17 protein-coding genes are annotated in these 16,167 nt (G+C 70.6%); 9 read left to right on the forward strand and 8 right to left on the reverse strand.

The genetic code is table 11. The features are described 5' to 3' along the window. Positions 1–14: 14 nt before the first annotated feature. A complete protein-coding gene (recA, locus tag ABD327_RS27295) occupies positions 15–1,097 on the reverse strand; it encodes a recombinase RecA (RefSeq protein WP_344454253.1) in 1,083 nt (360 codons plus the stop codon). 243 nt (positions 1,098–1,340) lie between these two features. On the opposite strand from recA, the gene ABD327_RS27300 reads away from it, so the two are divergent. The 4 genes from ABD327_RS27300 to ABD327_RS27315 all read left to right on the forward strand — a co-directional run bounded on the left by ABD327_RS27300 (position 1,341) and on the right by ABD327_RS27315 (position 4,283). Then, on the forward strand, positions 1,341–2,204 hold the full coding sequence (locus ABD327_RS27300; protein ID WP_344454255.1) for an ATP-grasp domain-containing protein: 864 nt from the start codon (positions 1,341–1,343) through the stop codon (positions 2,202–2,204). Positions 2,205–2,335: 131 nt separating this feature from the next. Then, positions 2,336–2,671, forward strand: coding sequence for a hypothetical protein (locus tag ABD327_RS27305; RefSeq protein ID WP_344454257.1), 336 nt, complete (start codon positions 2,336–2,338; stop codon positions 2,669–2,671). A 3-nt stretch (positions 2,672–2,674) separates the two neighbouring features. Beyond that, a complete protein-coding gene (locus ABD327_RS27310) occupies positions 2,675–3,811 on the forward strand; it encodes a glutathionylspermidine synthase family protein (RefSeq protein ID WP_344454262.1) in 1,137 nt (378 codons plus the stop codon). Between the two features lie 22 nt (positions 3,812–3,833). After that, a complete protein-coding gene (locus tag ABD327_RS27315; protein WP_344454264.1) occupies positions 3,834–4,283 on the forward strand; it encodes a DUF350 domain-containing protein in 450 nt (149 codons plus the stop codon). Here the strand turns inward: ABD327_RS27315 and ABD327_RS27320 are convergent. Beyond that, positions 4,276–4,470 carry a DUF3046 domain-containing protein gene (locus ABD327_RS27320; protein ID WP_344454265.1) on the reverse strand — a complete coding sequence of 65 codons (195 nt, stop codon included), beginning with the start codon at positions 4,468–4,470 and terminating at the stop codon, positions 4,276–4,278. The two genes, ABD327_RS27315 and ABD327_RS27320, sit on opposite strands and share 8 nt — an antisense overlap. 245 nt (positions 4,471–4,715) lie before the next feature. Between ABD327_RS27320 and rny the strand changes: the two genes are divergently transcribed. Further along, positions 4,716–6,332 (forward strand): ribonuclease Y, encoded by a 1,617-nt coding sequence (gene rny / locus ABD327_RS27325; protein ID WP_344454266.1) that lies wholly within the window; start codon positions 4,716–4,718, stop codon positions 6,330–6,332. A 7-nt stretch (positions 6,333–6,339) separates the two neighbouring features. Here rny and ABD327_RS27330 read toward each other — a convergent pair whose 3' ends face one another. The 5 genes from ABD327_RS27330 to ABD327_RS27350 form a co-directional block, all read right to left on the reverse strand. Next, complete coding sequence (locus ABD327_RS27330) at positions 6,340–8,319, reverse strand: S9 family peptidase (protein WP_344454267.1); 1,980 nt, start codon at positions 8,317–8,319, stop codon at positions 6,340–6,342. Between the two features lie 71 nt (positions 8,320–8,390). After that, the gene (locus ABD327_RS27335; RefSeq protein ID WP_344454269.1) at positions 8,391–9,260 is read right to left on the reverse strand and encodes an amino acid ABC transporter permease; all 870 of its coding nucleotides are present in this window, start codon (positions 9,258–9,260) and stop codon (positions 8,391–8,393) included. Then, positions 9,257–9,928: an amino acid ABC transporter permease gene (locus ABD327_RS27340; protein ID WP_344454270.1), complete on the reverse strand. Its 672-nt coding sequence runs from the start codon at positions 9,926–9,928 to the stop codon at positions 9,257–9,259. Before ABD327_RS27340 ends, ABD327_RS27335 begins: the two co-directional genes overlap by 4 nt. A 44-nt stretch (positions 9,929–9,972) precedes the next feature. Next, complete coding sequence (locus ABD327_RS27345; RefSeq protein ID WP_344454271.1) at positions 9,973–10,830, reverse strand: glutamate ABC transporter substrate-binding protein; 858 nt, start codon at positions 10,828–10,830, stop codon at positions 9,973–9,975. Positions 10,831–10,857: 27 nt separating this feature from the next. Beyond that, positions 10,858–11,607, reverse strand: coding sequence for an amino acid ABC transporter ATP-binding protein (locus ABD327_RS27350; RefSeq protein ID WP_344454273.1), 750 nt, complete (start codon positions 11,605–11,607; stop codon positions 10,858–10,860). 184 nt (positions 11,608–11,791) lie between these two features. Here ABD327_RS27350 and miaB point away from each other — a divergent pair, with 184 nt between their 5' ends. Together miaB and ABD327_RS27360 are read left to right on the forward strand one after the other, a co-directional pair. Then, positions 11,792–13,288: a tRNA (N6-isopentenyl adenosine(37)-C2)-methylthiotransferase MiaB gene (gene miaB / locus ABD327_RS27355; protein ID WP_425547231.1), complete on the forward strand. Its 1,497-nt coding sequence runs from the start codon at positions 11,792–11,794 to the stop codon at positions 13,286–13,288. Between the two features lie 10 nt (positions 13,289–13,298). Beyond that, positions 13,299–13,973: a class III extradiol dioxygenase subunit B-like domain-containing protein gene (locus ABD327_RS27360; RefSeq protein WP_344454274.1), complete on the forward strand. Its 675-nt coding sequence runs from the start codon at positions 13,299–13,301 to the stop codon at positions 13,971–13,973. Here the strand turns inward: ABD327_RS27360 and ABD327_RS27365 are convergent. Then, on the reverse strand, positions 13,960–14,163 hold the full coding sequence (locus tag ABD327_RS27365; protein WP_344454275.1) for an antitoxin: 204 nt from the start codon (positions 14,161–14,163) through the stop codon (positions 13,960–13,962). The two genes, ABD327_RS27360 and ABD327_RS27365, sit on opposite strands and share 14 nt — an antisense overlap. A gap of 117 nt (positions 14,164–14,280) precedes the next feature. Here ABD327_RS27365 and miaA point away from each other — a divergent pair, with 117 nt between their 5' ends. Together miaA and ABD327_RS27375 are read left to right on the forward strand one after the other, a co-directional pair. Next, entirely contained in the window at positions 14,281–15,168 is an 888-nt protein-coding gene (gene miaA / locus ABD327_RS27370) for a tRNA (adenosine(37)-N6)-dimethylallyltransferase MiaA (RefSeq protein WP_344454277.1), read from the forward strand. Between the two features lie 78 nt (positions 15,169–15,246). Continuing rightward, complete coding sequence (locus tag ABD327_RS27375; protein ID WP_344454279.1) at positions 15,247–16,017, forward strand: SCO6745 family protein; 771 nt, start codon at positions 15,247–15,249, stop codon at positions 16,015–16,017. Positions 16,018–16,167 lie beyond the last annotated feature (150 nt).

Below are 16,167 nucleotides of genomic sequence, written 5' to 3' on the forward strand. Positions count from 1 at the left end.
CCCCGGAGGGCCGCTCAGTCGCCGGGCTTGGGAGCCGAGGCGGTGCGGGTGCGGCGGGCCGGAGCGGCCGGAGCCGCCTGGGCGTCGGCGGGGGCGTCCACGCGGGGGCCCACACCGAGCTTCTCCTTGATCTTCTTCTCGATCTCGTCGGAGGTCTCGGGGTGGCTCTTGAGGTAGTTGCGGGCGTTCTCCTTGCCCTGCCCCAGCTGGTCGCCCTCGTAGGTGTACCAGGCGCCGGACTTGCGGACGAAGCCGTGCTCGACGCCGAGGTCGATCAGGCCGCCCTCGCGGCTGATGCCGACGCCGTACAGCAGGTCGAAGTCGGCGACCTTGAACGGCGGGGCCACCTTGTTCTTCACGACCTTGACCCGGACCCGGTTGCCCACGGCCTCGGTGCCGTCCTTGAGGGTCTCGATGCGGCGCACGTCGAGCCGGACGGAGGCGTAGAACTTCAGCGCCCGGCCGCCCGAGGTGGTCTCGGGGGAGCCGAACATGACGCCGACCTTCTCGCGCAGCTGGTTGATGAAGATCGCGGTGGTCTTGGTCTGGCTGATCGCGCCGGTCAGCTTGCGCAGCGCCTGGGACATCAGGCGGGCCTGGAGGCCGACGTGGCTGTCGCCCATGTCGCCCTCGATCTCGGCGCGGGGCACCAGGGCCGCCACCGAGTCGATGACCACCAGGTCGACCGCGCCGGAGCGGATCAGCATGTCGGTGATCTCGAGCGCCTGCTCGCCGGTGTCGGGCTGGGAGACCAGCAGGCCCTTGGTGTCCACGCCGAGCTTCTCGGCGTAGTCGGGGTCGAGAGCGTGCTCGGCGTCGACGAAGGCGGCGATGCCGCCCATCTTCTGGATGCTGGCGACCGCGTGCAGGGCGACGGTCGTCTTACCGGAGGACTCCGGCCCGTAGATCTCCACGACCCGGCCGCGGGGCAGCCCGCCGATGCCGAGCGCGATGTCGAGGGAGATGGCCCCGGTGGGGATCACCTCCATGGGCGCGCGCACCTCGTCGCCGAGGCGCATGATCGAGCCTTTGCCGAACTGGCGTTCGATCTGGGCGAGGGCGGTGTCGAGCGCCTTCTCGCGGTCGTTAGCTGCCATGATGGGCCCCTGTCGGGTCGGGTTCTTCTTGCTGGAATTCGCCATGTCGGGATCGAAGTTACGCCGGTCCACTGACAAAAACGCGGACCCCGCGACATCGTCACTCTACCGAACATAAATTCGATCGACGTCCCACTCGCCGACGGAGCGCGGAGACGTCCGGAACCGGCGCGGGAATCAGGCTGCGCGGTAAGCGCGCGGCGACGTACCCTGACGCTCAGACGATCACACGGGGGCTGACCGATGACCCTGACCGTTCTGTTCTGCGCCGACCCTCTCGATCCCCGGCGCGTGGATCCGCACTTCGCCCGAGAGGCGGAGACCGTCCGCGCCACGGGAGGAGCCCTGGCTCTGCTCGACCACGACCTGCTGCGTCGGGGCGAGGCGGCCGAGGCGGTCCGCAGGGTCCCGCGCGCGACCGGAGGCCTGTGGTACCGCGGCTGGATGGTCTCGGCGGCCGAGTACCACGCGATGTCCAAGGCGCTGGCGGACCGCGGCGGCTTCCTCATGACCCCGCCGGACGGCTACCAGCGCGCCCACGAACTCCCCGGCTGGTACGACACCTTCGCGGGGCTGACGCCGTCCAGCGTCTGGCTGCCGCTCGTCCCGCGCGAGGTGCCCTCGCCGGAACGGCTGGCCGAGGCGGTACGGGCGCTACCGCGCGGGCCCGGGATCGTCAAGGACTACGTGAAGTCCCGCAAGCACGAGTGGGACGAGGCCTGCTACGTCCCGGACGTGCACGACGTGAAGAGCCTCCACCGCACCGTCCGCCGCATGGTCGAACTCCAGGACGACTTCCTTTCCGGGGGCGTGGTCGTCCGCCGGTTCGAGGAGTACGACAGCGTGGAGGCCCGCGTCTGGTGGATCGACGGGGATCCCGTCCTTGTCGGCGCCCATCCGGACACGCCGGACGCCGAGTGCGCGCCGGCCCTCGACCGGATCCGGCCGCCCGTCCGTGCTCTCGGCTGCCGTTTCGTCACCACGGATCTTGCCCGCCGCAGGGACGGGGAGTGGCGGGTGGTGGAGGTCGGAGACGGTCAGGTCAGTGGTCTTCCCGCCGGCGCCGACGTCGGCGATCTCTACTTCCACCTGCCGGATCCCGCCTGAAAGTGAAGCTGATTCCACCGGAAGGTGAACCGAATCGCCCTTTCGGAGGTCTGAGCACGGTGTACCGCTGTTCTCGACGAGGCGGTACCCCTACAATTCGTGCGCATCGCTTCAACGGAGGGATACCCCCCATGCTCCGGCGTCGTATGAGCTCCCGGGCCGTCAAGGTCGGCATGCTCGGCACCCTGTCGATGTCCCTGGCCGCCTGCGGAGGCAACTCGTACACGGCCGACTGCGTGGACGGCTACTCCCACAGCGGAGGCCAGTACAAGGTCACCAGGGACGGCGACTGCGACTCCGGCGGCAACGGCGGACGCTACTTCTGGTACTACGGCGGCACCGCCACCGGCGCGGGCTACGTCTACAAGGGCACCACGTTGAAGCCGCGCAAGGGCGAGATCAAGTCGAAGTCCGGGCGCACCCTGCAGCGCGGAGGCTTCGGCAGCGGTTTCAGCAGCGGCGGCTGACCGGTGCGGAGAGAACGGTCACGGGCGCGTGACGGCTGGGAGTCGAAGATCGAGTCCCAGGGGCTCGCCTACCACCGCACGGCCCACCCGGAGAACCTGACCCGCCCCTACTGGGACGAGTCCGTCCACTACGTCCTGGAGATGGACGAGGTCCTCCGGCTGGAGGAACAGGTCGAGGAACTCCACCGCATGTGCCTGGAGGCCGCGGAGCACGTCGTCAAGACGGGGCGTTACGAGGTGCTGGGCATCGACGAGCGCCTCGTCCCGGCGATCGAGGAGTCCTGGAGGCGCCGGGACCCGCATCTGTACGGCCGCTTCGACCTGCGTTACGACGGCACCGGCCCCGCCAAGCTCCTGGAGTACAACGCCGACACCCCCACGTCCCTGGTGGAGAGCGCCATCATCCAGTGGTACTGGAAGGAGGACGTCTTCCCGGCCGACGACCAGTGGAACTCACTCCACGAACGCCTGGTCGACCGCTGGAAGGAGATGCGGCTGAGGGAGGGCCCCGTCCACTTCACCTGGACGGACGCCGACGAGTCGGGCGAGGAGATCATGACGATCTCCTACCTGCAGGAGACGGCCGAGCAGGCGGGCCGGTCGTGCGTGCCCCTCCCGATGGAGGCCGTCGGATGGGACGGGGAGGACTACTGCGACCTGGAGGGCGAGCAGATCAAGACGTTCTGCAAGCTCTACCCCTGGGAGTGGATCGTCGCCGAGCCCTTCGGCGCCTTCGTCGACGAGGCCGACTGGATCGAGCCGATGTGGAAGATGCTCCTGTCGAACAAGGGCCTGCTGGTCCTGCTCTGGGAGATGTTCCCCGGCCATCCCAACCTGCTGCCGGCCTACCTGGGCGCTCCCGGGGACCTGACCTCCTACATCAAGAAGCCCCTGCTGGGCCGTGAGGGCGCGAGCATGTCCATCACGACCCCGTCCTTCAGCCAGAGCACGGAGGGCCGCTACGGCGCGGAGGGCTTCGTCTTCCAGGAGTTCCAGGCCCTGCCGGAGTTCGACGGCCAGCACCCGGTGCTCGGCGCCTGGATGGTCGCCGACGAGTCGGCGGGCCTCGGCATCCGCGAGACGTCGGGTTTCATCACCGACGACACGTCCTCTTTCGTTCCCCACCGGATCCCCCTCTAGATATTCGTCCTAAGGAGCCTCCATGCCTCTCGCCCTCGACAGTGCCTTCGGCGAGGTGTTGGGTGACAACGTCCTCGCGATCCTCGCGTACGCGGGTGTCGGCCTGATCCTGTTCGTGGTCGGCTTCTACGCGGTGGACCTGGCCACCCCGGGCCGCCTGGTGTCGGTGATCCGGCACGACCGGAACCCGAACGCGAGCCTGCTGGCCGCCGCCGGTATGGCCGCGGTGGGCGTCATCGTGTCGGCCTCGATCTACGCGACGGACGCCGCGCTGACCGAGGGCCTGCTCGCCACGGCCGTCTACGGCCTGGTGGGGATCGTCGCGCAGATCGTGGCGATGATCGTCTTCAACCTGCTCATCGGGCTGAAGATCAAGGACCTGTGCCACGAGGAGCGCCTGCAGCCGGGCACCTGGATGCTCGCCGTCACCTACCTGATGATCGGCCTGGTGACGGCGCTCGCCGTCATCTGAGCCGGTCGGGCACGTCGAACGCCGAGCAGACCGCCTTCCAGACGGTCCGGGTGTCCACTCCGTCACCGAACGCCTGGTCGATGGTGCGGCTGCCGAGTTCGGCGATCACCTGGTCCCTGGCGACGCTCTCGGCGTACCCCTCGCCGAAGTGCTGGTTCATCCTGCTCCAGAAAGCCGTCAACCTCACCGGCCCAGTGTGCCAGCCCGCCGGAGCCGCGACGACATCCCGCTTTACGGACGGACCCGATGTGATACATCCGGGTTGCGAGGTGTTTGCTTGCTCATTAACTCCGGGCGGCTTACGGTGGCCGGAAAAGAGGGTCACTCCGCTCCGCGCGGACTGATCACGGGGGTCACCGGTGCGCTTCCGGCGAACCGGCGGCCTCGCGCGCCCGCGAGGCGACCCTCTTTCCGTGAGGAGGGGGCTGCGTCATGGAGAGCGTCGTACTCGGGGCGGCGCTGTTCGTCAGCCTGGCCCTGCTGGCCTGGCAGACGCTGCGCCGTCCCGCGGTCAGGAGGGCGTCCGAGGCCGAGCTCCAGCACCTGCGAGAGCAGGCGCTGAAGGAGGGCGAGGAGGCCGCCTCCAGGCTCCGAGACCAGGCGCGGGAGCAGGTCGAGGAGCTCCGTGAACAGGCGCGGGAGCAGGCACGCGAGCTCGGGGAGAAGGCGGAGGCGCAGGCCCGCGAACTTCGGGAGAAGGCGGAGGCGCAGGCCCGCGAGCTCCGGGAGGAGGCGCGGGAGCGGCTGGAGGACGTCGAGCGCAGGGAACGCCGGCTGGCCGAACGGGAGCAGCGGCTGGACCAGGACGCCGGACGGCTCGAGGAGCGCCGCGCCGAGCTCGCCGGGCGGGCCGCGGCGCTGGACGACCGCGAGGCCGGGCTGGGCCGCGCCGAGCGGGAGCGGGAGCGGGCCCTGGAGCGGGCGGCGGGGCTGACCGCCGAGCAGGCCAGGGCCGAACTGGTGGCGCAGATCCGCGACCAGGCCAAGCGCGAGGCGGCGCTGACCGTCCGGGAGCTGGAGACCAGGGCCCGGGAGGAGGGCGAGGACCGGGCCCGCAGGATCGTCACCATGGCGGTGCAGCGGGTGGCGAGCGAGCAGACCACCGAGTCGGTGGTCTCGGTCCTGCACCTGCCGCACGAGGAGATGAAGGGCCGGATCATCGGCCGCGAGGGCCGCAACATCCGCACGTTCGAGTCGGTCACCGGGGTCAACGTCATCATCGACGACACGCCCGAGGCGGTCCTGCTCAGCTGCTTCGACCCGGTGCGCCGCGAGGTCGCCCGGATCACGCTGGAGCAGCTGGTCCTGGACGGCCGCATCCACCCGCACCGCATCGAGGAGATCTACGAGCGCAGCGTGGCGGAGGTCGAGACGCTGTGCGTCAGGGCGGGCGAGGACGCCCTGGTGGAGGTCGGCATCACCGAGATGCACCCCGAGCTGATCGCGCTGCTGGGCCGGCTGCGCTACCGCACCTCCTACGGCCAGAACGTGCTCAAGCACCTGGTGGAGTCGGCGCACCTGGCGGGGCTCATGGCCGCGGAGCTGCGGCTGCCCGTGGACGTGGTCAAACGCGGAACGCTCCTGCACGACATCGGCAAGGCCCTCACCCACGAGGTGGAGGGGAGCCACGCCCTCGTCGGGGCCGAGGTGGCGCGTCGCCACGGCGAGCACGAGGACGTCGTCCACGCGATCGAGTCGCACCACAACGAGGTCGAGGCGCGTACCGTCGAGGCCGTCCTCACCCAGGCGGCGGACGCTATCTCCGGGGGGCGTCCGGGCGCGCGGCGCGAGGCGCTGGAGACCTACGTCCAGAGGCTGGAGCAGCTCGAACGCATCGCCAAGGACACCCACGAGGGCGTCGAGAAGGTCTTCGCGATGCAGGCGGGACGGGAGATCCGCGTCATGGTCGAGCCGGGCGCGGTGGACGACGTCCAGGCCCAGGTCATCGCCCGCGACATCGCCAAGCAGGTCGAGGACGAGCTCACCTATCCCGGCCAGATCCGGGTCACGGTGGTCCGGGAGTCCAGGGCCACCGAGTACGCCCGCTGAGCGGGCCTCAGGCGGAGAGCGCCTCCCCCTCGTTCAGCTTGAGCACCGCCACGCCCGGAGGGGAGAACCCGAGGGCCTGCCCGTAGAACGACAGCTCGGCCTCCAGGCAGGCCTGCACCGTCTCGGCCCGCCGGAACCCGTGCGACTCGCCGGGGAAGGTGAGGTGAGCGTGCGGGATCTTGTTCTCGGCCAGGGCCCGGGCGAACCGCGACGACTGCTCCGGGGGGACCACCGGGTCCTCCAGGCCCTGCAGCAGCAGCACCGGGCAGGCGGTGCGCTCGGCGCGGTTCAGCGGCGAACGCTCCTCGTAGGCGCGCTCGTAGCCGGGGATCGGGCCGATCAGCCCGTAGGGGTAGCGGGCCTCGAAGTCGTGGGTCTCCGCCAGCAGCGTCATCGCGTCGCTGACGCCGTAGTAGGACGTGGCGGCCTTGAAGACGGTGCCGGAGGTGGCGGCGGCCAGGGTGGTCCAGCCGCCCGCGCTGCCGCCGCGGACGGCGAGCCGCTCGGGGTGCGCCCGCCCGGTCCTGGCGAGCTCGGCGGCGACCGCGGTGACGTCCTCGACGTCCACCACGCCCCACTGGCGGCGCAGCCGCTCGCGGTAGGCGCGGCCGTAGCCCGTGGAGCCGCCGTAGTCGACCTCGACGACCCCGATGCCGCGGCTGGTGAAGTAGGCGCGCTCCAGGCTGAGCGACGCCGAGGCGCGCGCCGTCGGGCCGCCGTGGACGAACACCACGTACGGCGGCAGGTCGCCCTGGGGGCCGATCGCCGTCGGGTTGGCGGGCTCGAAGACGTAGGCGTACACCGGCCGGCCGAACTGGCCCTCGAACTTCTCGGCGCGCGGCGCCGGCAGGTAAGCCTCGTCCGGCACCCGGTCGAGCTCGCGGCGCAGCACCGTCACCCGGCCCTGGGAGACCTTCACCACGGACGCCGGGAGCGTCGGGGAGGACCCGATGCCCACGAACGTCTCGCCGTCCGCGGACAGGCTCATCTGCCAGTCGGTGTAGGGGAGGTCCAGCGGCTCGAGCTCCAGGGTGTCGGGGTCGTAGAGGCTGAGCCGCTGCTCGCCCTGCCCGTGCATGACGACGAGCCGGCCGTCGCCCATCAGCGCGTACGGCATGCCGCCCAGCTGCCACAGCGGGCCCGCGAACTCCTCCTCGGCGGGGTAGAGCGCCTGGGGGGACTCCCCGTACAGGCCGACCTGGTAGATGTTCCACCAGCCGGGCCAGTCGGAGGCGACGTACAGGCTCTTGTCGTCCGCCCACAGGGGGGCCAGCACCGACTCGGACATGCCGCCCTTGACCGTCCGGGGGGAGACGACCTTGCCGTCGTCGATCACCCCGACGCGCAGCTCGGTGCCGTCCCACGGCATCCGGGGGTGGCTCCACTGCACCCACGCCAGGTGACCGCCGGACGGCGAGGGCGAGGGCGAGGCGTAGAAGTCGGTTCCGGTGACCAGCTCGTTGATCGCCGCCGGGTCGTTGGCCGCCCGCCCGTCCAGGGGGATCCCCACGATGGCCCGCCGCACCCCCGGAGCGGACGGCGCGTCGCCCTCGGCGGCCGGAGCCGCGACATGACCCTCGCAGACGCACCAGACCTCGGAGGCGTCGGGGGAGATCACCAGGTCGGCGTACCGCAGCCCCCCGGTGATCGCCGGCTCGGGCGTCAGCGGGCGCGGCCGCACGTCCCTGGGCGGCAGCAGGTACAGCCGCTGGTCGTCGTAGTTGGCGAAGACGAGCCCGCGCGAGGTCGGCAGGTAGGACTTGCCGCCGTACTCGTGCACCCGGCTGCGGGCGTTCCAGGGGGAGGGGAGGACCTCCCTCCCGTTGAGCATGACCGTGGTCCGGCCGCCCTCGTCCGGCCGCGTCTCCTGCCACCAGACGTCATCGCCTCGGACGGTCGGAAAACCCAGTCTCACCCGGTTGCGGGCGACGTCGGCTGCGGAGATGGGGGAGGGCCAGGAACCGTAGGGGGCAACGCGAGCGGTCATACCGGAATCGTCCCGCATGCTGAGGGGGATTGGAGCCAAGAACGGACACTTGAGCTCTGAAAGTAACAAGGTCAGGCACCGAGGGGCGGTACCGCGGCCACCGGGTCGGCCGCCGCCGTCACGGCGGTGGACTTGCGGTTGCGGCGGCTGCGTCCCTCGAGCCAGGTGGCGAACTGACCCAGCGCCAGGTTGATGGCGATGTAGACGGCCGCCACGACGATCGCCGCGGGGATGATGTTGCCGTAGTTGGCCGGGATGACGCGGAAGCCCGCGTTCAGCAGGTCCTCGTAGGCGATGATGTAGCCCAGCGCGGTGTCCTTGAGCAGCACGATCATCTGGCTGACGATCGCGGGGAGCATCGCGGTGACGGCCTGCGGCAGCAGGATCAGCCGCATGACGCCGCCCTTGCGCAGGCCCAGCGCGTACGCGGCCTCGGACTGCCCGCGCGCGACCGACTGGACGCCGGAGCGGAACACCTCGGCCAGGACCGAGCCGTTGTAGAGGGTGAGGCCGATCACCACCGCCCAGAAGGCGGGCATGACGTAGCCGAAGACCGCGAACGCCCCGGCCTGGGCGAAGAAGATCATGATCAGGACGGGGATGGCCCGGAAGAACTCCACCACTCCGCCGGCCGGAAGCCGCAGCCACCGGTGGTCCGACAGCCTTCCCAGGCCGAAGACCACTCCGAACAGCAGGGCCAGCACCGCCGAGACGGCGGCGGCGGACAGGGTCCCCCACAGGCCCGGCAGGATCAGCCCCGTCCACACCTCGGGGTCGAGGAAGGGCTTCCACAGTTCGCCGTCCCACTGTTCGGCGGTCTCGAAGCGCGCCCAGACGAACCAGGCGGCCAGCAGCACCGCGAGCAGGCCGATCAGGGTCAGCACGTTGTGCCGCAGCCTGGCCCGCGGGCCGGGCGCGTCGAACAGCACTCCCGTACTCATCGGCGCACCGCCAGCCGCCGGGCCAGCCAGCCGGTGAGGTAGCCGACCGGAAGCGTGAGGATCATGTAGCCCGCGGCGAATCCGAGGAACACCATGACGACGGTTCCGGCACTCTCGTAGAGCATGTCCTTCATGATGAACGCAGCTTCCGCGTAACCGGCGACGATGACGACGGTGGTGTTCTTGATCAGCGCGATGAGCACGCTGCCGAGCGGGGCGATGACCGCGCGGAAGGCCTGCGGCAGGATCACCATCCGCATCGACTGCGTGAAGGTCAGGCCGATGGCGCGGGAGGCCTCGGCCTGGCCCATCGGCACGGTGTTGACGCCTGCGCGCAGGGTCTCGCAGACGAAGGTGGAGGTGTAGGCGGACAACCCGAGGACGGCCAGCCAGTAGCCGTTGAACTGCGGGTCGTAGGCGTCGAAGTTCAGCTGCAGGGTGTTGCTGATGCCCAGGGAGCAGAACAGCAGCACCAGGGTGAGGGGGGTGTTGCGCAGGATGTTGACGTAGACCGTCCCCACCCCGCGCAACACCGGCACGGGCGAGACCCGCAGCGCGACCAGCAGGGTGCCCAGCAGCAGGGAGAGCACGGCGCTCATCGCCGCCAGCCTGATCGTCGACCAGAAACCGGCGATGATGGCGTCGAAGTTCTCGATCAGCGCTGACATCGTCCTCTACCCCGCCGCTCTCTCGCTTCTCCCCGAGCCCCGGGTCAGGCGCAGCCCTCGAAGGCGGGCGCCTCGGTGGGCAGCTGCAGGCCCGCGGTCTGGCCGAACCACTTCTTCAGCAGCTGGGCGGCGGTGCCGTCCTTGTACATCTCGGTGATGGCGCCGTTGACCGCCTCGCAGCCGGCGGTGTCGCCCTTCTTCAGGCCGACGCCGTACTTCTCGTCGGTGAAGGGGGTGCCGAGGATCTTGTAGTCGCTCGGGCTCTGGGCGCCGAAGCCCGCCAGGATCAGGTCGTCGGTGGTGACGGCGTCGAGGGTGCCGCCCTTGAGCTTGGCGACGCACTCGCTGTAGGAGCCGGCCGGGACGAGCTTGGCCTTGATGCCCTGGCCGTTGGGCGCGGGGTCGGTGATGCGCTTGTAGGAGTTGGAGCCGGACGCCTGGCAGATCCGCTTGTCCTTGAGGTCCTCGACCTTGGTGACGGAGGACTCGTCGCTGCGGACCATGATGTCCTGGTGGGCCACGATGTAGGGGCCGGCGAAGGTCACCTTCTCCTTGCGCTCGGGCAGGATCGAGTAGGTGGCGACGACGAAGTCGACCTGGCCCTGCTGGATGAACGGCTCGCGGTTGGCGGAGATGGTCTCCTTCCAGGTGATGCCGCTCTCGGGCACACCCAGCTTCCCGGCGACGTAGCGGGCGACGTCGACGTCGAAGCCCTCCATGGTGCCGTCGGGCTTCTTGACCCCCACTCCCGGCTGGTCGATCTTCACGCCGACGGTCAGCTTCTTGTCGTTCTTCGCCTTGTCCACGAGGTTGTCCGAGCCTCCCCCGTCGCCGCCGCCGCAGGCGGTCAGCGCGGTGGAGCCCAGAGCGAGGGCGGCCAGTGCCAGGACGATACGGCGCATGAGAGCTGGTCCTTTCAGGGGGTCCTCTTAGTGCCTCAGGATCTTGGAGAGGAAGTCGCGGGCCCGGTCGGTGCGGGCCTCGGTGAAGAACTCCTCGGGGGTGCTCTGCTCGACGATCTGGCCGTCGGCCATGAAGACCACGCGGCGGGCGGCGCTGCGGGCGAAGCCCATCTCGTGGGTGACGACGATCATCGTCATGCCCTCGCGGGCGAGGTCGGTCATGACCTCCAGCACCTCGGCGACCATCTCGGGGTCGAGCGCGGAGGTGGGCTCGTCGAACAGCATGATCTTGGGCTTCATGGCCAGCGCCCGGGCGATGGCGGCGCGCTGCTGCTGGCCGCCGGACAGCTGGGCGGGGAACTTGCCGGCCTGCGAGGCGATGCCGACCCGCTCCAGGAGGGCCATCGCCTCCTCCTCGGCCTGGGCCTTGGGGACCTTGCGGACCTTGATCGGGCCGAGGGTGACGTTCTGCAGGATCGTCTTGTGCGCGAAGAGGTTGAAGCTCTGGAAGACCATGCCGACCTCGGAGCGCAGCCGGGCCAGGGCCCTGCCCTCCTGGGGGAGGGGCTCGCCGTCGAGGGTGATCTTCCCGGAGTCGATGGTCTCCAGGCGGTTGATCGTCCGGCAGAGGGTGGACTTGCCGCCTCCGGACGGGCCGATCACCACGACGACCTCGCCGCGGTCGATGGAGAGGTCGATGTCCTTGAGCACGTGGAGTTCGCCGAAGTACTTGTTGACGTTCTCCAGCACCACGAGGGGCCCGCCGCTGTCCGCCATAGGGCAGGACGCTACGTGACGGAAGTGGATCACGGGAGGGTATCGGCGATATCTATCTGATCACGAGAATGTAATCCATATGGCTGTTGCCCAATCTGTCGCGATTTTTAGCGCTTTCTTGCGTCCTGCTGGGGTTTTCTGTCGGGCCTGCGGAGAGGGCTCGCACGGGTACCCTGGGAGCGCCATGAACGTCATGAATCCCGCTCCCACCGCCGAGGCGCCTCGCACCTACGAGGTCCGCACCTACGGCTGCCAGATGAACGTCCACGACTCCGAGCGCCTGGCCGGGCTGCTGGAGTCCGCCGGGTACGTCAAGGCGGACGGTGAGCCGGACGTCATCGTCTTCAACACCTGCGCCGTGCGGGAGAACGCCGACAACCGCCTGTACGGCAACCTCGGCCACCTGCGCAAGAAGGCCGAGAACGGCCTGCAGATCGCGGTGGGCGGCTGCCTCGCCCAGAAGGACCGCGACACGATCGTCAAGCGCGCGCCCTGGGTGGACGTGGTGTTCGGCACCCACAACATCGGCGCGCTGCCGGTGCTGCTGGAGCGGGCGCGCGTCCACCAGGAGGCGCAGGTGGAGATCGAGGAGTCCCTCTCGGTCTTCCCCTCGACGCTCCCGACCCGCCGCGAGTCCCCCTACGCCGCCTGGGTGTCGATCTCGGTCGGCTGCAACAACACCTGCACGTTCTGCATCGTGCCCGCGCTGCGCGGCAAGGAGAAGGACCGCCGCCCCGGCGAGATCCTCGCCGAGGTCGAGGCGCTGGTCGCCGAGGGCGTGATCGAGGTGACGCTGCTGGGCCAGAACGTCAACGCCTACGGCTCGGAGTTCGGCGACAAGGCCGCGTTCGCCAAGCTGCTGCGCGCCTGCGGCGGGATCGAGGGGCTGGAGCGGGTCCGGTTCACCTCCCCGCACCCCAAGGACTTCACCGACGACGTGATCGCGGCGATGGCCGAGACCCCGAACGTCATGCCCTCGCTGCACATGCCGCTGCAGTCCGGCTCGGACCAGGTGCTGCGCGCGATGCGCCGCTCCTACCGGCAGGAGCGCTACCTCGGCATCATCGACCGGGTGCGGGCCTCGATCCCGGACGCGGCGATCACCACCGACATCATCGTGGGCTTCCCCGGCGAGACCGAGGAGGACTTCGAGCAGACCCTCCACGTGGTGCGCGAGGCCCGCTTCTCCTCGGCGTTCACCTTCCAGTACTCCAAGCGCCCCGGAACCCCGGCGGCGACCATGGAGGACCAGGTGCCCAAGGAGGTCGTGCAGGCCCGCTACGAGCGGCTCGTGGAGCTCCAGGAGCAGATCTCCTGGGACGAGAACAAGAAGCAGGTCGGCCGCACCCTCGAGCTGCTGGTGGCCGAGAACGAGGGCAGCAAGGACGGCGCCACGCGGCGCCTGTCCGGGCGGGCGCCCGACAACCGGCTGGTGCACTTCCAGCGCCCCGCCGAGGAGGTGCGCCCCGGCGACCTGGTGACGGTCGAGGTCACCTACGCCGCCCCGCACCACCTGCTGGCCGACGCGCCCGTCCGCGCCGTCCGGCGCACCCGGGCAGGGGACGCCTGGCAGGCCCGCCAGGAGGCGCCGGAGCGCGGCTCCGCGGTCTCGCTGGGTATGCCCAGGATCGGTGCCCCCGCGGCGGCGCCGGCGTCCTCCGGCTGCTCCACCTGCCCGTGAGGCGGCGGGAGTGCTGATCCGCGCCGCGGTCTGCCCGCATCCGCCCCTGCTGGTGCCCGAACTGGCCGGCGAGGCCGCCGGGGAGCTCGCGGAGTTGCGTGAGGCCTGCCGCAGGGCGGTCCGGACGCTCCTGGAGCCCGGCGCAGGCGATCTCGTGGTGGTGGGCGGAGGCCCTGAGACCAGGGCGTTCGGCCCCTCGGCCGCCGGGTCGTTCCGTCCCTACGGGCTGGACCTGGACGTCGGGTCCGGCGCGCCGGTGCTGCCGCTGTCCCTGACGGTCGGCCGCTGGCTGCTGGAGGGGCGGGAGCCCGCGCGCTTCCAGTCCGTGGCGTTCGACGCCGCACCCGAGGCCTGCCTGGAACTGGGCCGGGAACTGGCGCGAGAGGACGTGGCGCTGCTGGTGCTGGGGGACGGGTCGGCCTGCCGGGACGAGAAGGCCCCCGGCTACCTGGACGAGCGGGCGCTTCCCTACGACCGCGAGGCGGCGCGGGCCCTCGGGCACGCGGACGCCGCCGCGCTCGAGCGGCTGGACCCCGTGCTGTCCGGTGAGCTGCTGGCGGCGGGGAGGGCGGCGTGGCAGGTCCTCGCGGGGGCCGCGTCGGCCGGGGGCGGGCCGCTGCGCGGTGAGCTGCTGGCCGACGAGGCGCCCTACGGTGTGGGGTACTTCGTGGCTACCTGGACGTAGGCGGCTGCTGCCCGCGCCGCCTGGCCTGCTCCGCGGCGGCCTCCTTGGCCCGGCGCTGGGCCTCGTCGACCTGGCCCTTGTACTTGTTCCCGGTCTTGCGGTCGATCATGTCGCCGGCCTTGTCGATGGCGGGCCCCGCCTTGTCCCCGTGCTTGCCCACCAAGTCCATGAACTTCTGGACGATGCTCATTCCGGTTCCCCCGATACTGGTTCTGGCGGTGCCCACGGACGGTCGCCGCCGGTCTCACCGGTATCTACCCAGGAACCTGCCACTACCCCTATCTGCGGAAACCGGTAATTCGTGAACGTGATCTCTGTGGTCGGACCGACCGCGGCGGGCAAGTCGGATCTGGCCGTCGAAATAGCTCTGCGGCTGGGCGGTGAGGCCGTCAACACCGACTCCATGCAGCTCTACCGCGGCATGGACATCGGTACCGCCAAGCTCAGCCTCGAGGAGCGGCGCGGGGTGCCGCACCACCTGCTGGACGTCTGGGACGTCACCGAACCGGCCAGCGTCGCCGAGTACCAGCGGATGGCGCACGAGGCGATCGCGGAGATCAGGGGCCGGGAGAGGACGCCCGTCCTGGTGGGCGGGTCGGGGCTCTATGTCCGGGCGGCGCTGGACGAGATGGACTTCCCCGGCACGGATCCGGAGATCAGGGCGCGGCTTGAGGCGGAACTGGCCGAACAGGGCTCTGGGGCGCTGTTCGAGCGGCTGCGGGCCGCGGATCCGGAGGCCGCGCGCACGATCCTGCCGAGCAACGGGCGCCGGATCGTCCGCGCCCTGGAGGTCGTCGAGCTGACCGGGCGCCCTTTCACGGCGAACCTGCCCGACCACCGCTACCGGGAGCCGGGGACGGTGCAGCTGGGGCTGCTGGTGCCCCGCCCCGAGCTGGACGAGCGCATCGCGCTGCGGGTGGGGCGCATGTGGGAGGCGGGGCTCGTCGAGGAGGTCCGGGAGCTGGAGAAGGCGGGGCTGCGTTCGGGCCGCACGGCCTCGGCCGCGCTCGGATACGCCCAGGTGCTGCGGTTCCTCGCGGGGGAGTGGACCGAGGAGCAGGCCCGGGAGGAGACGGTCCGGGCGACCCGGCGGTTCGCCCGCCGCCAGGAGTCGTGGTTCCGCCGCGACCCGCGCATCCGCTGGCTGCCGTACGACGCGCCCGACCTGCTGGAGCGGGCGCTGGAGCGGGAGTAGGGCACTCCGGGGGTGTCCTCGTCCCGACGCCTGCCATAACCTCTTGCCGAATCTCATTCGGTTTTAGGAGGAGGGGTCATGACGGAACCCACGACGGTGGCCTGGCGCGTCAACAGCCCGATCCAGGAACTCGGCGGGGCGTTCATGTTCTCCCGCGAGACCAGGGAGTTCGGTGAGAGCACCGGGGTCCCCGGCTTCATCGGGCCGTACATGAAGGGGCGCTGCGGCGTGCTCGGCGACGTCGACGCCGACGTGGTGACCTCGGCGGTGGGCTTCTTCCACCCGGGGACCGTCCGGGAGGCCTGGGAGTCGGTGGCGATGCCCGCCGCGCAGGCCGCGGAGGGCTACCTGCACGCCTGCCACGGGTTCGGGCGGCGCAAGCTCGCCTCCTTCGACGGAGCCGAGCGGCTGGCCGAGCTGCTGCTGGCCGTCGTGCGCCACGGAGACGCCAACGGAGCGCCGCTGTTCGCCGGATGGCGGGCCATGCCGCTCGCCGAGGACGCCCGCGCCCGGGTCCTGCAGCTCGTGCACACCCTGCGGGAGTTCCGCGGCGGACTGCACTTCCTGACGATCCGGGCCGCGGGACTGGCGCCGGCGCAGGCCGTCCTGATCGGCGGCTCGCCCCTGCTCGGGGCGCGCGACCAGGCCCTGTTCTACGGCTGGCCGGAGTCGGAGCTGGGCGAGGTCACCGAGGAGCGACGGGCCCGCTGGCAGGAGGCGGAGCTGCTCACCGACCGGCTCACCCAGCAGGCGTTCTCCGTGCTCGACAAGGCCGAGGGCGAGGAGCTCGTCGAGCTCGTCGCCGGTGCGCACGCGGCGGCGGGCCTTCGCGCGAAGGGAAAGGGCTGAGGGACGTCCCTCCGGAGAGCCCGCCGAAGTCGGGACAGGTGTCCCTTAAGGGCGGGATCTTCGGGCCCGTAACTTCTAGATCTGTAAGGGGGTACGCGCGCCACCGGGTCGGGAGCCCCGGAACGAGCCGCGAACCAGAAGGGCCGGCGG

The organism is Actinocorallia aurantiaca (assembly GCF_039533685.1).
Taxonomy (GTDB): Bacteria; Actinomycetota; Actinomycetes; order Streptosporangiales; family Streptosporangiaceae; genus Actinocorallia; species Actinocorallia aurantiaca.

Bases quoted from the DNA above. Each gene is read 5' to 3' on its own strand.
- recA (WP_344454253.1), bottom strand. From the start codon at position 1,097: ATGGCAGCTAACGACCGCGAGAAGGCGCTCGACACCGCCCTCGCCCAG.
- ABD327_RS27300 (WP_344454255.1), top strand. From the start codon at position 1,341: ATGACCCTGACCGTTCTGTTCTGCGCCGACCCTCTCGATCCCCGGCGC.
- ABD327_RS27305 (WP_344454257.1), top strand. From the start codon at position 2,336: ATGCTCCGGCGTCGTATGAGCTCCCGGGCCGTCAAGGTCGGCATGCTC.
- ABD327_RS27315 (WP_344454264.1), top strand. From the start codon at position 3,834: ATGCCTCTCGCCCTCGACAGTGCCTTCGGCGAGGTGTTGGGTGACAAC.
- rny (WP_344454266.1), top strand. From the start codon at position 4,716: ATGGAGAGCGTCGTACTCGGGGCGGCGCTGTTCGTCAGCCTGGCCCTG.
- ABD327_RS27330 (WP_344454267.1), bottom strand. From the start codon at position 8,319: ATGACCGCTCGCGTTGCCCCCTACGGTTCCTGGCCCTCCCCCATCTCC.
- ABD327_RS27335 (WP_344454269.1), bottom strand. From the start codon at position 9,260: ATGAGTACGGGAGTGCTGTTCGACGCGCCCGGCCCGCGGGCCAGGCTG.
- ABD327_RS27340 (WP_344454270.1), bottom strand. From the start codon at position 9,928: ATGTCAGCGCTGATCGAGAACTTCGACGCCATCATCGCCGGTTTCTGG.
- ABD327_RS27345 (WP_344454271.1), bottom strand. From the start codon at position 10,830: ATGCGCCGTATCGTCCTGGCACTGGCCGCCCTCGCTCTGGGCTCCACC.
- ABD327_RS27350 (WP_344454273.1), bottom strand. From the start codon at position 11,607: ATGGCGGACAGCGGCGGGCCCCTCGTGGTGCTGGAGAACGTCAACAAG.
- miaB (WP_425547231.1), top strand. From the start codon at position 11,792: ATGAACGTCATGAATCCCGCTCCCACCGCCGAGGCGCCTCGCACCTAC.
- ABD327_RS27365 (WP_344454275.1), bottom strand. From the start codon at position 14,163: ATGAGCATCGTCCAGAAGTTCATGGACTTGGTGGGCAAGCACGGGGAC.
- ABD327_RS27375 (WP_344454279.1), top strand. From the start codon at position 15,247: ATGACGGAACCCACGACGGTGGCCTGGCGCGTCAACAGCCCGATCCAG.